At 72.8% G+C, this 15,128-nt stretch carries 12 protein-coding genes; 3 read left to right on the forward strand and 9 right to left on the reverse strand.

Features of this window, described 5'->3' with window-relative positions; all coding sequences use genetic code 11:
- Positions 1–24: 24 nt before the first annotated feature.
- From E2169_RS04410 to pilG, 3 genes are read right to left on the reverse strand one after another with little or no spacing between them, the layout of a single operon-like run.
- On the reverse strand, positions 25–582 hold the full coding sequence (locus E2169_RS04410) for a chemotaxis protein CheW (protein ID WP_132985354.1): 558 nt from the start codon (positions 580–582) through the stop codon (positions 25–27).
- A gap of 1 nt (position 583) precedes the next feature.
- Positions 584–949, reverse strand: coding sequence for a response regulator transcription factor (locus tag E2169_RS04415; protein ID WP_132985355.1), 366 nt, complete (start codon positions 947–949; stop codon positions 584–586).
- Positions 950–968: 19 nt separating this feature from the next.
- The gene (pilG, locus tag E2169_RS04420; RefSeq protein ID WP_132985356.1) at positions 969–1,370 is read right to left on the reverse strand and encodes a twitching motility response regulator PilG; all 402 of its coding nucleotides are present in this window, start codon (positions 1,368–1,370) and stop codon (positions 969–971) included.
- Positions 1,371–1,547: 177 nt separating this feature from the next.
- Here pilG and gshB point away from each other — a divergent pair, with 177 nt between their 5' ends.
- Positions 1,548–2,507 carry a glutathione synthase gene (gene gshB, locus E2169_RS04425; protein WP_132985357.1) on the forward strand — a complete coding sequence of 320 codons (960 nt, stop codon included), beginning with the start codon at positions 1,548–1,550 and terminating at the stop codon, positions 2,505–2,507.
- Positions 2,508–2,532: 25 nt separating this feature from the next.
- A complete protein-coding gene (locus E2169_RS04430) occupies positions 2,533–3,405 on the forward strand; it encodes an energy transducer TonB (RefSeq protein WP_370465098.1) in 873 nt (290 codons plus the stop codon).
- An 18-nt stretch (positions 3,406–3,423) separates the two neighbouring features.
- Here E2169_RS04430 and tsaB read toward each other — a convergent pair whose 3' ends face one another.
- The 4 genes from tsaB to mrcB all read right to left on the reverse strand — a co-directional run bounded on the left by tsaB (position 3,424) and on the right by mrcB (position 9,298).
- A complete protein-coding gene (gene tsaB / locus E2169_RS04435) occupies positions 3,424–4,185 on the reverse strand; it encodes a tRNA (adenosine(37)-N6)-threonylcarbamoyltransferase complex dimerization subunit type 1 TsaB (protein ID WP_132985358.1) in 762 nt (253 codons plus the stop codon).
- 4 nt (positions 4,186–4,189) lie between these two features.
- Positions 4,190–6,253 carry a DNA repair helicase YoaA gene (yoaA, locus tag E2169_RS04440; RefSeq protein WP_132985359.1) on the reverse strand — a complete coding sequence of 688 codons (2,064 nt, stop codon included), beginning with the start codon at positions 6,251–6,253 and terminating at the stop codon, positions 4,190–4,192.
- 91 nt (positions 6,254–6,344) lie between these two features.
- Positions 6,345–6,857, reverse strand: a complete 513-nt coding sequence (locus tag E2169_RS04445) for a hypothetical protein (RefSeq protein ID WP_132985360.1) — start codon at positions 6,855–6,857, stop codon at positions 6,345–6,347.
- A 29-nt stretch (positions 6,858–6,886) separates the two neighbouring features.
- Positions 6,887–9,298: a penicillin-binding protein 1B gene (gene mrcB / locus E2169_RS04450; protein ID WP_132985361.1), complete on the reverse strand. Its 2,412-nt coding sequence runs from the start codon at positions 9,296–9,298 to the stop codon at positions 6,887–6,889.
- A gap of 149 nt (positions 9,299–9,447) precedes the next feature.
- Here mrcB and E2169_RS04455 point away from each other — a divergent pair, with 149 nt between their 5' ends.
- Positions 9,448–11,538: a glycosyltransferase gene (locus E2169_RS04455; protein WP_132985362.1), complete on the forward strand. Its 2,091-nt coding sequence runs from the start codon at positions 9,448–9,450 to the stop codon at positions 11,536–11,538.
- Positions 11,539–11,547: 9 nt separating this feature from the next.
- Here E2169_RS04455 and E2169_RS04460 read toward each other — a convergent pair whose 3' ends face one another.
- Entirely contained in the window at positions 11,548–12,909 is a 1,362-nt protein-coding gene (locus E2169_RS04460) for a hypothetical protein (protein ID WP_229659093.1), read from the reverse strand.
- Between the two features lie 84 nt (positions 12,910–12,993).
- Positions 12,994–15,108 carry a RelA/SpoT family protein gene (locus tag E2169_RS04465; RefSeq protein ID WP_132985482.1) on the reverse strand — a complete coding sequence of 705 codons (2,115 nt, stop codon included), beginning with the start codon at positions 15,106–15,108 and terminating at the stop codon, positions 12,994–12,996.
- Positions 15,109–15,128 lie beyond the last annotated feature (20 nt).

Genomic DNA, 15,128 nt, shown 5'->3' on the forward strand with positions numbered 1-15,128 from the left:
ACCTCTGGCCTGTCTGGTGCGGCATCAGGCCGCTGCTTGTCTGAATTCGGGGGTGCGCGACAGCCGGTCCAGGCTGAACACGCCCCATGCATGCCCGCCCACCTTGTAGGCGCGGTCGATGAAGCTGGAATAGCGGCCCTCGGCGAGGCCGTCGTGGCCCGACTGCTGCTCCTCGAGGAAGCTGCGCTGGCCGAAGAGTTCGTCGATGGTCACCGCGACGTTGCCGCCGGGCTGGCGCACCACCAGCACGCGCTGGCCCTCGTGCATCACCGTGCGCTCGCCCTCGAGGAACAGGCGCAGGTCGACCACCGGCAGCAGGGTGCCGCGGATATTGGCGACCCCCAGCATCCACGGCTGCGCGCCGGGCACAGCGGTGAGCTGCGGCAGCGGCAGGATTTCCACCACTTCGTCGAAGCCCGAGGCCAGCAGGTGCTGGCCGACGCGGTAGCCGACGCCACGCCAGAGGCCCGGGGCATCCAGCTCTTCGGGCAGGCCGACGAGATGCGCAAGGCTGCGGCGCTCGAAGCCGGCGAGCGCCTCGAAGGGCTCGGCGGGCCGCGTGCGTGCGTCGCGTCCTGCCACCTCAGCCTCCCAGCAGCGCGTTGATGCTTGCGACGAGTTCGCTCTCGACCGGCGGCTTGACGATGTAGCCCTTCGCGCCCTGGCGCATGCCCCAGGCCTTGTCGGTCTCCATGCCCTTGGTGCTGACGATCAGCACCGGGATGGCGGTCGTGGCCGCGTCGCGCGACAGCGCCCGGGTCGCCTGGAAGCCGTTCATGCCGGGCAGCACGACGTCCATCAGCACCAGGGCCGGCTGCTCGCGTCGCGCGACCTCGATGCCGTCCTCGGCGTTTCCGCAGGCCAGCACCTCGTGCCCGTTGCGCTCGAGGAGCTGGGTCAGGACCGCGGTGTCTGTCGGCGAGTCCTCGATCAGCAGGATCTTTGCCATGGTGTACCTGTCCCCCCGGTCAGGTGTTGACGTGCGTACGGATCGCGTCGAGGAGTTCCTCGCGCGTGAAAGGCTTGGTGACGTACTGCTCGGAGCCGACGATGCGGCCACGCGCCTTGTCGAACAGGCCGTCCTTGGAGGACAGCATGATCACCGGCGTGTGCTTGAACAGCTGGTTGTTCTTGATCAGCGCGCAGGTCTGGTAGCCATCCAGGCGCGGCATCATGATGTCGACGAAGATGATCTGCGGGCGCTGGTCGGCGATCTTCGCCAGCGCCTCGAAGCCGTCGGTCGCGGTCACGACGTCCGCGCCCTCCCGTCGCAGCAGCGTCTCCGCGGTGCGGCGGATCGTCTTCGAATCGTCGATCACCATCACGCGCAACCCATCGAGGCTGCCGGCGCGATTCTGGTCCTGCGTCATCGTGTCTCCCCGTGCATGGCCCCGTGACTGCCGGCGCCTTGCGAGCGGCCAATCTTCCAGTCCACCGCAGCAGTGTCAAGCACGACCGCTGCGTACTGTGCGCATCCGCAGCTTATCCCCGCTCGGGCAGCGCCGTCAGCTGATAACATTTGTCACTATTTGCCGCAGGTGGACCGCATGTCGCTGGATGTCGTTGTCGTGATGGATCCGATCGGTTCGATCGGGGTCGCCAAGGATTCCACCTTCGCCATGCTGCTCGAGGCGCAGCGGCGCGGGCACCGCCTGCATTACGTGCTGCCAGGCGGGCTGTCGATGGCCGGCGGTGCCGCCCAGGCCCTCGCGGCACCGCTCAAGGTCCGCGACGACGCCTTGGACTGGTTCGAACTGGGAACAGCGTCACAACGCCGCCTTGGCGACGGCGACGTGGTGCTGATGCGCACCGACCCGCCGGTGGACGCCGACTACGTCCACGACACACAGATCCTCGATGTCGCCCGCATGGCGGGGGCGAACGTGGTCAACGACCCGCGCGGCCTGCGCGACCTGAACGAGAAGCTCGCCGCGCTGCTGTTCCCGCAGTGCTGCCCGCCGACCCTGGTCAGCCGCGACGCCGCCGCGCTCAAGGCCTTCGTGGCTGAACACGGGCAGGCGGTGCTGAAGCCGCTGGACGGCATGGGCGGGCGCTCGATCTTCCGCGCCGCCGCCGGCGAGTCCAACCTCAACGTGATCCTCGAGACCCTCACCGACGGCGGCCGCCACCTGGCCATGGCCCAGCGCTACCTGCCGGAGATCACGGAGGGCGACAAGCGCATCCTGCTGATCGACGGCGTGCCGGTGGATTACTGCCTGGCGCGGATCCCCCAGGGCGACGAGTTCCGCGGCAACCTCGCCGCCGGCGGCCGCGGCGAAGGCCGCCCGCTCACCGACCGCGACCGCTGGATCGCGGCCGAGGTCGGCCCGGAGATGGTGAAGCGCGGCATGCGCTTCGTCGGGCTCGACGTGATCGGCGACTGGCTCACCGAGGTCAACGTCACCAGCCCCACCTGCATCCGCGAGCTGGACGCCGAGTTCGGCCTCAACATCGCCGGCCTGCTGTTCGACGCCATCGAGCACGGCGCCCCCGGCGCGCCCGCCTGATGGCCGCCGTGGGGACCAGGCAAGGGTGAGCGCGTTGGCGGCACCCGGCGGCATCGGCGAGCGCGAGCGCCTGGGCGCGACCCTGGTGCTGTCGCTGCTGGTGCACGGCATGCTCGTGCTCGGCATCGGCTTCGCGCTTGAAGAGGCGGCGCCGGTGCTGCCCACGCTCGACGTCATCCTCACCCGCACCACCAGCCCCCTGACCCAGGCCCAGGCCGACTTCCTCGCCCAGGCCAGCAACCAGGGCGGCGGCGAGGACGAGGCCAGCCGGCGGCCGCGCGACGCCCAGGCCGGGCAGCTGCCGCAGGAAGAAGCCGGGGTCGCGCAGCGCGCGGCGCGCGCGCAGTCCCCGGACGTGGCGCCGCCCCCCGAGGCGCGCGTGGTCGCCAGTCGCCACGGGGAGGACGCGGTGCCCACGCCCGACGCCACCCCGCGCGCCGACGAGCAGCCGCTGCCGAGGGGAGAGGAGCGGATCGAACGCGACCTCGCCATGGCGCGGCTGGCCGCCGAGATCCACCTGCAGTCCGAGCGCTACGCCAAGCGCCCGAAGCGCAAGTTCGTGTCGGCCAGCACCCAGGAATGGGTCTACGCCACCTACCTGCGCGCCTGGGTCGACCGCGTCGAGCGCGTGGGCAACCTCAACTATCCCGACGAAGCCCGCCGCCGGCAGCTGTCCGGGACCCTGGTCATCAGCGTCGCGATCCGCCGCGACGGCTCGGTGGAGCGCGCGGAGGTGATCCAGTCCAGCGGCATCCGCCTGCTCGACGACGCCGCGCTGCGCATCGCCCGCCTCGCCGAGCCCTACCCGCCGCTGCCGCGCACCGACGAGGAGATCGACGTGCTCCACGTCACCCGCACCTGGAACTTCCTGCCGGGCGGCGGGATGGTGGACGACTGAGCTTCAGCCGCGGCAGCTTCAGCCGCGCGGCGCGCGCGCAGCGACCTGCTCGGCCAGGGTGAGCGCGACGTTGTCGCGGAGGTAGGCGGGCTCCACCCGCTCCGGCGCGACCGCGCCACCCGCGACATGCGCGAGCACAGCCAGGCGGGCGAGATCGGCGGCGCGCGGCAGGGCTTCTGCATCGACCGCCGCCAGGCGGCTGCCCAGGCGGCGGACCAGGGCCCCGTCCGCGGCCGCGAAGCCGGTGCCGACGCCGTGCCAGTCCTCGCCGGGCGGCAGTTCGACGGCCTCGGGGGCGGCCACCACTTCCCTGTCCAGCGCGCGCAGGCCGCTGCCCTCGCGCACGAAGGCGCCGACATAGACCTCGCCCATGCGCGCGTCGATCGCGGCGAGCACAGGGCGCGTGCCCGCTGCGCCAGCATCACTCGCGCCGCCCTCGCGTCCGGCCGCCTCACCTTCGGCCGCGCCGCGGAGCCCGCCCCAGGCCAGCACGGCAAGCGTCGACACCGGCAGCAGCGGGCGATCCAGCGCCAGCGCGATGCCCTGGGCGATGGAAATACCCAGGCGCACGCCGGTGAACGCACCCGGCCCGCGGCCGACCGCGATCGCGTCGAGGTCGGCGCGCCGCAGCCCGGCCTCGGCCAGCAGCGCCTCCGACCACGGCAGCACCAGCTCCGCGTGCCGGCGCGGCGCCAGCTCGAAGCGCTCGATCACCGCATCGCCCACCAGCACGGCGACGGAACAGGCTTCGGTGGAGGTCTCGATGGCGAGCAGGCGCATGCGGCTAGTCTCCGGCGAAGAAGGCCACCGCGTCCGCGACGTCGCGGGTGCGCGGGAACGGCGGCAGCGAGTCCAGGAAGCGACGGCCATAGCCCTTGCCCAGCAGCCGCGGGTCGCAGAGCACCAGTACGCCGCGATCGGTCTCGCTGCGGATCAGCCGGCCCACGCCCTGCTTGAGCGCGATCACCGCCTGCGGCACCTGCTCGTCGCGGAAGGGGTTGCCGCCGGCGCGGCGGATCGCCTCCAGTCGCGCCTCGAACACCGGGTCGTCGGGCGAGGCGAAGGGTAGCTTGTCGATCACGACCACGCTCAGCGCACCGCCGGCGACGTCGACGCCCTCGCGGAAGCTGGCGGCGCCAAGCAGGACACCGTTGCCGGACTCGCGGAAGCGCTGCAGCAGCACGTGCCGGGGCGCTTCGCCCTGCACGAACAGCGGCCACGGCCCGCCGCGCAGGACTTCGGCGGCCTCGCGCAGCGCGCGGTGCGAGGCGAACAGCAGGAAGGCGCGGCCGCCCGAGGCCTCCAGCACCGGGCGCACGGCGGCGGCGATGGCGGCGGTGTAGTCGCGCGAGGACGGCTCAGGCAGGTCCGGCGGCAGGTAGGCCAGTGCCTGGCTGGCCCAGTCGAAGGGGCTGGGCACGATCAGCAGGCGCGGATCGTCCAGGCCCAGGCGCGTGGACAGGTGGTCGAAGCGGCCTTCGACCGCCAGCGTCGCCGAAGTGAATGCCCAGGCCGCGCGCGAACGCTCGCGGTGCGTGCGCAGCGGTCCGGACACGTCCAGCGGCGTGCGCTGCAGGCGGAAGCCGCGCGGGGACAGTTCGTACCAACGGACGTCATCGTCGCTGACCGGCGGCGGGACCCTCGCGCCGCCCGTGGCGCTGCCCGTATCGACATCGACATCGACGTCGGCGTCGCCGGCCACGTCCAGGTCACGCCAGCGTCCCAGGCGTCCGCGCTGGTCGCGTGCGCGCAGCAGGCAGGCTTCGAGGCCGGGCGCAGCGTCCGCCAGCGGTACCAGCGCATCCGCCAGCGCCAGCAGCGCGCTGCCCAGGGCGTCCAGCGATTCGACCACCTCCGGCGCGGCCAGCAGCTGCTGGCGCGTGCCGCGCGCGGGCAGCACGTCCATGGCGGCGCGCAGCAGGCGCGTGCCCTGCTCGAGCGCACGCGCGGGCTCCTGCAGCGCGGCCAGCGCGCCGTTGACGCCGTGCGACTCCGAGACCGCATCGCGCGCCAGCTCCACCAGCGGCCGCGCGGACAGGCCTTCGCCGAAGAACTGCGCGGCCAGCTCGGGCAGCTGGTGCGCCTCGTCGACGACGAAGGCCTCGGCGCCGGGCAGGATCTCGCCGAAGCCTTCCTGCTTGAGTGCGAGGTCGGCGAGCAGCAGATGGTGATTGACCACCACGACGTCCGCTTCCTGCGCGCGCTGCCGCGCCTGCACCACGAAGCACTCGCCCCAGAACGGGCACTCGCTGCCCAGGCAGTTGTCCGCGGTGGAGGTGACCAGGGGCAGCAGCGGCGAGTCCTCGGGCAGGGACTCGAGCTCGGCCAGGTCGCCCATGCGCGTGCGGCCGCCCCAGGCCACGATGCGCTGGAAGTGGTCGGCCTGGACCGGCGTCTGGAAGCGGTTCTCGCCGCGCGCGCGCTCCAGCCGGTGGCGGCAGAGGTAGTTGGCGCGCCCCTTGAGCAACGAGGTGCGCAAGCCGGTGCCGAGCGCGTCGCGCACCCGCGGCAGGTCACGGTGGTAGAGCTGGTCCTGCAGCGCGCGGGTACCGGTGGAAATGATGGTCTTGCGGCCCGACAGCAGCGCCGGGACCAGGTAGGCGAAGGTCTTGCCGGTGCCGGTACCGGCCTCGGCCAGCAGCACGGCGCGGTCCTCGAAGGCCGATGCAACCGCGGCGGCGAAGTCCTGCTGGGCCTGCCGCGGGCGGAAGCCCGGCAGCACGGCGGCCAGCGGGCCGTCGGCGGACAGGGCTTGACGGCTGTCGCGGGCGAGCGCGGGCTCGCACGGCGCGGCTGCGGCCTGCAGCGCGTCGTCGACCGGGGCCGCGATGGATCGGGAGAGGTTCATCAGGACGCCATGATCGCCGCAAACCGCCGCCGGTGGGCTCGTCCGGGAGCAGATGTCGCTGTCGGGATTGTCGCCGTGGGTCGCGCGCGTCTCACCAGCGCGGCGGTGGCGCCACCCTGCACACGGCCATGGCCTCCTTCGCGGCGGCAGCGCCGGCGGCATCGCCCTGCACCAGGCGGACCTGTTCACGGGTGGCCCAGTGGCGCCGGCACAGCGGCCCCACGCCCGAACCCAGGGCCTGGGCCCGGGTGGCGAGTTCGTCTGCGCTGGCGAAGTCGGACAAGAGCAGCGCGACCTCGGCGCGTTCCTGGAGCAGCGCAGGGTCGTCGGACACCAGCGTGATCGCGTGGTCCAGCGCTGCGGCGGCATCAGCGTGGTGGCCCGCCTGCAGCAGGCGTTCGGCCTGCTGGCGCAGGTCCTCGACCTCGGAGTTCCTGAGCGGCTGCACGTTGAGCTCGCCCTCGCCGTCGCCCGCGGCCGCGTGGACGTACTCCACCATCTGCGCCGGCGTGGCGGTGGTCAGCGACTGCGCGGGCGGCTGCACGGGCGCGGACGCACAGGCGGCCAGCCCCAGGAGCAGCGCGGCGGCAAGCAGGCGGTGCATGCGGAAAACAGGGCGTGGGAGATCGGGGATCATCTGCGTGGCGTCTCGGAGTCCGGTTCGGAAGGCTGGGCTGAAGGTGCTTCTGAAGAAGGTGCAGTGGCGGGATCACGGCCGAAGCCGAACCAGTCGCGCCATCCCCCCGACCGCTCTTCGGGAGGCGGCTCGCGCACGCAGGGCTGCCAGGGCGGCACGAAGTCGGCATTGAAAGCGAAGCGCCGCGCGCCCTCGCAATCGGCGTCGGTGCTGTGGCCGCCAACCACCCAGCTCCAGTCCAGGCCCTGGCCGGCGACCTTCAGCGGCGCACTGGGCAGGCGCTTGAACATGGCCGACCACACCCGCATCGCGCCGGTGGCGCCGTACAGGCCGGTCTGCTCGTTCTGGTCGTTGCCGACCCAGACCACGGCCAGGTGGTCACCGGTCCAGCCGGCGAACCAGCTGTCGCGGCCATCGTTGCTGGTGCCGGTCTTTCCCGCCGCGCCGAGCCGGCCCAGGCCGTCGTTGACCAGCTGCCGCCCCGTGCCGGAACTCACGGCCTGCTGCAGCGCCAGGGTCACCAGGCGCGCCGCGGTGCGGTCGCGGTCGTCGGGCTGGGCGGGCGCCTTGTCGTAGCGGCTGAGCAGCTTGCCATCGGAATCGAGCACGCCACGCACGGTGTACAGCGGCTGGATCTCGCCGTCGGAGGCGAGGAACTGGTACAGCTGCGCCATCGCGTACGGACTCTGGTCCACCGAGCCCAGGATCAGGGCCGGGTTCGCGACGGCCTCGATGCCGGCCAGCTGGCGGATCAGGAAGGCCAGGCGCTCGGGGCGCACGGACATGCCCACGCGCACCGTGGCCTGGTTGTACGAACGCGCCAGCGCGTCGATCAGGCGCACGCTGCCGTGGCTCTTGCCATCGGAGTTGCCCGGGGTCCAGCGCTTGCCGTTCTGCAGCGTGACGGCGACCGGGGAGTCGTCCACCAGCGTGGCCAGCGACCAGCGGTCGGGCAAGGCCAGCGCCAGCAGATAGACGAAGGGCTTGAGCAGCGAGCCCACCGGCCGCTGCGCCTCGACCGCGCGGTTGAAGCCGGGCATGTCGACGTCGCGGCTGCCGACCACCGCCACCACTTCGCCGCTGTGGACATCGGTGACCACCAGCCCGGCCTCCAGCGACGGCCTGTTCCTGCTCGCCAGCGCCTCCAGCGTGCCGGTGACCGCGCCTTCGGCGTAGGCCTGCGCGGACGGCGACATGCTGGTCATCACCGCCAGCCCCGCGCCCTGCAGCTTGTCGGCGGGATAGTCGCTGGCCAGGTGGCGGCGGACCAGGTCGACGTAGGCCGGGAAGCGGTTGGCGGCGATGCTGCCCGGCGTCGCGGTCACGCCCAGCGGCGCGGCGACGGCGCGGTCGTGCTCGGCCTGGTCGATGAGCCCGGTCTCGAGCATTTCGCCGAGCACGAAGTCGCGGCGCGTCGTGGCGCGTTCGGGATGCCGGCGCGGGTCGTAGTACGAGGGACCGCGGATGATGCCGACCATCAGCGCCACGTGCTCGGTGCCCAGGTCGTCCAGCCTGCGCCCGAACCAGTACTCGGAGCCGGCGGCCACGCCGCGGATGGCCTGGTTGCCGCGCTGGCCGAGGTAGACCTGGTTGAGGTAGGCCTCGAGGATCACGCCCTTGTCGTGGCGCGCCTCGATGATCAGCGCGTACAGGATCTCGTTGAACTTCCGGCTCCAGGTCTGCTCGCGGCCGATGCCGAGCAGGCCGCTGCGCGCCAGCTGCTGGGTCAGCGTGCTCGCACCCTGGCGCGCCTCGCCGGCCTTGAGGTTGATCCAGGCCGCGCGCACGATGCCGCGCATGTCGATGCCATGGTGGTGGGCGAAGTCGCGGTCCTCGACCGCCTGCAGGGCGTCGGTGAGCTTCTGCGGCACCTCCGCCACGCGCACCAGGCGCCGCTCTTCCTGCTGCCGGCCGTAGAGGGTGGCGATGCGCGCGGGATCCAGGCGCACGAGCTCGGCATCGCGTTCGCCGACCAGGTCGCGGACACCCGCCACCGTCCCCTTCGCGATGCGCACTTCGACGCGGCTGGGCGCCACCGCGCCGGCGACGTCGGTGAAACCGCGGCTGGCGATGGTCCAGGCGCCATCCTTCGCGGCCCAGGTCCCCGCCCGTTGGCCGTCGCCCTCGCGGTAGCCGGCGGCGGCGAGTTCGAGCTCCAGGGTGGCCGCGTCCATCGCCGTCCCCGGCGCCAGGGCCAGCGGGCGCGCGTACACGCGCGTGGGCAGCTGCCACTGCAGCTGGCCGAAGCGCTCGTCGACCTGGTGGTTCAAGTACAACATGTACGGAACCAGGAAGCCGATGCCCAGTCCCGCCGCCGCCAGGCACCAGGTCAGCAGCGTGCGCCGCCAGTCGCGGCGCGGGCTGCCATCATCGTCGTGGTCGTCTTCGTCGTAGTCGATGCGTGCCATGCGGGCTCGGCAGCCATTGTTCGGGGGACGCCGGGGTCTGCGGCGCGGTGCGGGAATGCGAGAATGCGGCGATCCGTGCCGAGTCTAGCCCAGCGCCGGCAGCCCTTACCCGGCCGCGCACGCCCCCCTTCAGCCGGAGTTGTCGCTGGATGTCCTTTTCGATCGCCGACGCGCGCTTCCTCGCCGCACGTGCCGCCGGCCTCCTCCATCGCGGGTTGTTGAGCCTGCGCACCCGCGGCCTGCGCTCCAGCTGGACGCGGCTGCGCGAGCAGCTCCTGCCGCCGCGGGCGCTGCGCGAGGGCCTGTACCTGCCCGCCGCCACGCCGTTCGCACCCTTTGCCCTGGCCACCAGCGGGGAGCCCGTGGCCAGCATCGTGATCCCGGTGTACGGCCAGTTCACGCATACCCTGGCCTGCCTGCGGGCGCTGGCCGCGCATCCGCCGCGCGCGCCGTTCGAAGTGCTGGTGGTCGATGACGGCTCGGGCGACGAGACGCCGGAGCTGCTGCCGCGGATCGAAGGCCTGCGCTACCACCGCCGCGCCGCCAACGGCGGCTTCATCGCCGCCTGCAACGACGGCGCCGCGCTGGCCCGCGGCCGATACCTGGTGCTGCTCAACAACGACACCGTGCCGCAGCCGGGCTGGCTGGACGCGCTGCTGGACACGTTCGAAGCCCACCCGGACGCGGGTCTCGTCGGCGCGCAGCTGCTGTACCCGGACGGCCGCCTGCAGGACGCGGGCGGTATGGTCTTCGCCGACGGCAGCGCCTGGAGCTACGGCCGCTTCAGCGATCCCACCGACCCGCGCTATGCCTATCTGCGCGACACCGACTACGTCAGCGGCGCCGCGTTGGCGATCCCGCTCAGGCTGTTCCAGGACATCAATGGCCTGGACGCCCGCTACTCTCCGGCGTACTACGAGGACACCGACCTCGCCTTCGCCGTGCGCGAAACGGGGTACCGAGTGCTCCACCAGCCGGCCGCGCACGTGGTACACGACGAAGGCGCGACCTCGGGCACAGACACGCTTGCTGGCCCCAAGACTGCACAGGCACGCAACCAGGCGATCTTCCTCGCACATCGGCGCGAGGCTCTGGCCGGTCACGGCCGGCGCCGGGAACCGACCCCTGCCACCCTGCATGGACACCAGCGCCAGGTGCTGGTGATCGATGCGTTGACGCCGCAGCCCGACCGCGATTCGGGCTCGTTCCGCCTGGTGAACCTGATGCGACTGCTGCGCGCGGAGGGTGCCCACGTGGTGTTCCTGCCCGCCAACCTCCGCTACGACGGCGACTACACCGACGCCCTGCGCCACCTCGGGATCGAAACCTGGTGCGCACCGCACGCGGCAAGCGTGCCGTCATGGCTTGCCGAGCACGGGGCGCGCTTCGACGTGGTGATGGTCTGCCGCCACTACGTCGCCAGCGGGTTCCTGCCGCTGCTGCGCCGCCATGCGCCGCAGGCGCGGCTGGTGTTCGACACCATCGACCTGCACTACCTGCGCGAGACCCGCACTGCCGAAGTCACCGGCGACCGTGCCCTGGCGCAGGCGGCCGTACGCACGCGACGCCAGGAGCTGGCGGTGATCGCCGCCGCCGACACCACACTCGTGGTCAGCGCGGTCGAGCGCGAGGTGCTGGCCGCCGACGCGCCGGACGCGCGGGTGGAAGTGCTGTCCAACCTGCACAGCGTGGCAGGCCCGGGCCTGCCCTTCGACCAGCGCCGCGACCTGGTCTTCGTCGGCGGCTTCCGGCACCCGCCCAACGTCGACGCCGTGCGCTGGTTCGCGGGCGAGGTGATGCCGCTGGTGCTCGCACGCCTGCCCGGCGTGCGCTTCCACTGCATCGGCGCCGACGTGCCTCCGGAAGTCGCCGCGCTGGCCGATGCGCCCGGCGTCACCGTGCACGGCTACGTGCCCGACATCACCCCGTACATGGACGGCTGCCGCCTGGCGCTGGCGCCGCTGCGCTACGGAGCCGGGGTCAAGGGCAAGGTCAACCTGAGCATGGCCCACGGCCAGCCGGTGGTGGCCACCAGCTGCGCGGCCGAGGGCATGCACCTGGTCGACGGCCATGACGTGCTGGTGGCCGACGACGCCACCGGCTTCGCCGATGCCGTGGTCCGCGCCTACGGCGACCGCGGGCTGTGGGAACGCCTGGCCGGCAATGGCCTGGACAACATCGCCAGGCACTTCTCGGCGGACGCCGCGCGCGGCGTCGTCCGCCGCGTGTTCATCGACTGAGGCGCGGGCTCAGTCGGACCTCAACGCGGCCGCGGCCGCGCGCACGCGCAGCTCGAAATCGGCCAGTCCCGGCACGCCCGGGTCGGCCACGCGCGCCGCGGCCAGCGCGCTGCGCGCATTGCCGATCTCGCCGGCGCCAAGGCGCTCGTCGCCGACGGCGAGCCAGCGTTCGGCCAGCTGCCGGCGCGCGGCTGCCAGCTCGCCGGCGTCATCGCCGAGCGCGGCGCGGGCGTCGAGACAGGACGCTGCGCTGCGCAGGCGGTTGCCGCGCAGCGCAAGCGCGTGACACTCCTGCGCCGCCGGAAGCAGCCGGGTCGCCGCCGCGGCGACGGCCGGTGATGCAGGGTCCAGCGCGCGTGCCTCCGCGACCTTGCCCACGGCGCTGCCACCGGGCGGAGCGAAGATGTTTCCGGCCGCGCGCGCGGCCTCGGCCTCCGCCAGCAGCGAGGCCACGCGTTGCGCGCGCTGGTCGGCACCCATCGCCGCAACGCGGGCGTCCCCTTCCGGCCCGGCGCCGGCACCTGGAAGCCCGATGGCCTCGCCGGCAAGCAAGCGCGCCACGCCATCGCCATCCAGGCCCGACTCCTCCATCAGCCTCGCCACCGTATCGGGCAGGTCGATGTGGGCGGGATCGTAGCCGCGCACGGTGGCGACCAGGCGCACCGCGTGCCCGACGTCGCCGGCGCGCAGGGCCTCGCGGGCCTGTGCCAGGAGTTCGCCCAGCGCATCCTCCCGGCCGCGGAGCGCGCCCGCGTGCGCCGGCTCCAGCGCCAGCACGCGTGCGTACAGCGGCAATGCGCTGCCGGGACCGTCGTCCAGCCGTCCCCGGGCATGCGCGAGTTCGGCGCGGGCGAACATGCCGTCGATACCGGCCTGGCCGGCCTCGCGCGTGCGCAAGGCGTCGGCCAGGGCGTCGGCTTCGGCGCGCGGAACCGACAGCGCGCGCGCCAGTGCCAGGTGGCGGTGGGCGTCGGCGAAGCGATCCTCGGCCAGCGCCGTGCGCGCCTGGCCGAGCGCGGCCACCGCCACCCGGGCCAGGCCCTGCCGCGCTTCGCCGCGATCGGGATCCATGGCCAGCGCCGCTTCAAACAGCTCGCGCGCCCCGCGGCCGTCTTTGGCGCTCAGCATGCCGCGGGCCAATGCGCGTTCGGCTTCATCGTGCAGCGCCTGCGCACGCGTCTGCGGCCAGAGCCAGGCGCCGATGGGCGCGCGCAGCATCGCCAGCGCCACCACCAGCAGCATCGAGCCGATCAGCCACCAGCGCCAGTGGCGCAGCATGCCCAGGCGTTCGGGCATACCGGCAAGCCAGCGCGCGATGGCGTCGGCGCCGGGCGGTTCGGGGAACGGGTCGGCCTGCCTGCGCGGATTCACGCGGCCGAGCATAAACGGCAGCGCATGAACACGTTGGTCGCAAGCAGGTTGGTCGCAAGCAGGCCCGCCGCAAGCACGACGGACTCAGGCACGGTACGCGCGCTCGACGCCGGGCAGCGCTTCCAGCCGACCCAGCAGGCGCGAGAGCTGGCCGAAGTCCGCCACGCGCAGCGACACCCGCAGCTGCACGCGGCCGGCGCCGCGCGACGCGCCGCCGTCGATGGACAACACGTGCGCATCCTCCTGCGCGATCAGGTTGGTCACGTCCTTGAGCAGGTGTTTGCGGTCGACCGCATCAAGGGTGACCGCGGCCTCGTGTCCGCCGCCCGATGCGCTCCACTCCACCGGCAGCACGCGCTGCGGCTCCTTCGCCTCCAGCCGCGCGAAGGCCGCGCAGTCGGCGCGGTGCACGCTCACTCCGCGCGACCGTGTCAGGTAGCCGCGGATGGCCTCGCCGGGCAGCGGGTGGCAGCAGCGCGCGATCTGCACCAGCAGGTTGTCGACGCCGACCACGGTGAAATCCTGCCCGCCGCCGCGGCGCACGCGCTTCGGGGCACGCAGGGCGATGACGCCGCCGTCGTCGGCCGCCTCCGCCTCCCGCTGGGCACGCTCGTATTCGGACAGTGCGCGCGCCACCTGGTGCGGACCGACGTCGCCCAGGGCGACATGGACGTGCAGCTCATCGACGCTGTCGACGTTGAAGCGGCGCAGGACCGGCGCCAGGTCGGCCTGCGCCAGGCCGACGCGCTTGAGTTCGCGCTCCAGGAGTTCGCGGCCGTCCTGCAGGTTGCGTGCGCGGTCGAGCCTGTGGAACCACGACCGCACCTTCTCGCGCGAGCGCGCGCTGGCGAGATAGCCGTTGGTGATCATCAGCCAGTCGCGGCGCGGCTCGGCGACCTTGCCGGTCATGATCTCGACGCGATCGCCACTGCGCAGCACGTGGTCGAGCGGCACGATGCGGCCATCGACCTTGGCGCCGCGGCAGCGGTGGCCGACCTCGGTATGCACGCGGTAGGCGAAGTCCAGTGGCGTCGCGCCGCGCGGCAGGTCGATGACCTCGCCCTTGGGCGTCAGCGCATAGATGCGGTCCTCGACCAGCTCGGTGTCGAAGGCGCCGGCCAGGACGCCGTCGCCGGTGTCGGCGGTGGCGTCGAGGAGGCTGCGCATCCACTCGATCTTGCGGTTGACCGCGGCCTCGCCGGCGGCCGAGCGCTGCGAGCCACCGCTCTCTTTATAGCGCCAGTGCGCGGCCACCCCGCGCTCGGCCTGCTCGTGCATCTCGCGGGTGCGGATCTGTATTTCCAGCGTCTTGCCACCCGGGCCGACCACCGCCGTGTGCAGCGAGCGGTAGTCGTTGTTCTTCGGGCGCGCGATGTAGTCGTCGAACTCGCCCGGCACCGGCGTCCACAGCGCGTGCACCGTGCCCAGGGCCGCGTAGCACGCCTGCACGTCGTCGACCAGCACGCGCACCGCGCGCAGGTCGTAGAGCTCGCCGATCGGCACGCCCTTCTTCTGCATCTTCTTCCAGATGCTGTAGATGTGCTTCGGACGCCCGGCGATGTCGCCCTTCACACCGGCTGCCGACAAGGCGCCCTCGAGCGCCGCCGTGACTTCGGCGATATAGCGTTCGCGCCCGGCCCGCGTGTCGTCGAGCAGCTTGGCGATGCGGTGATAGGTGTCGGGCTCGAGGTGGCGGAAGGCCAGGTCCTCGAGCTCCCATTTCAGCTGCCAGATGCCCAGGCGGTTCGCCAGCGGGGCGTGGATGTCGCGGGTCAGCCGCGCCAGTGCCAGGCGCTCTTCGCCAGTCAGCGACGCGGCCGCGCGCATCCGGGCCAGCTGCCTGGCAAGCAGGATCGGCACCACGCGCAGGTCGCGCACGATGGCAAGCAGCAGCCGGCGCAGGCCCTCGTGGCCGCGACGGGCACCCTGCTCGGCATGCAGCGCCCAGACCTGGTTGGCGGCAACCTGGCCCTCGAGCAGGGCCGGCAGTGCCGCCCCCGCGGCCAGCTTCGAAGCGGCATGGCCTGCGGCCCAGTCCGGCACCGCATGCAGGATGGCCGCGGCCATGACGTCGCCGTCGGCATCGAGCAGGGCCAGTGCCGCGAGGGTGTCCTCCAGCACCGCGCGCGTATCGATGCAGGCCGCGCGGCCGGGCGCCGCCGCGTCGCGCAGCAGCCCGGACGCCGGGCGCGGCAGCATCCGCAGCGCGGGCAGCGCCA

Origin of the sequence: Luteimonas terricola, assembly GCF_004352845.1 — a bacterium.
GTDB classification, from domain to species: Bacteria; Pseudomonadota; Gammaproteobacteria; order Xanthomonadales; family Xanthomonadaceae; genus Luteimonas; species Luteimonas terricola.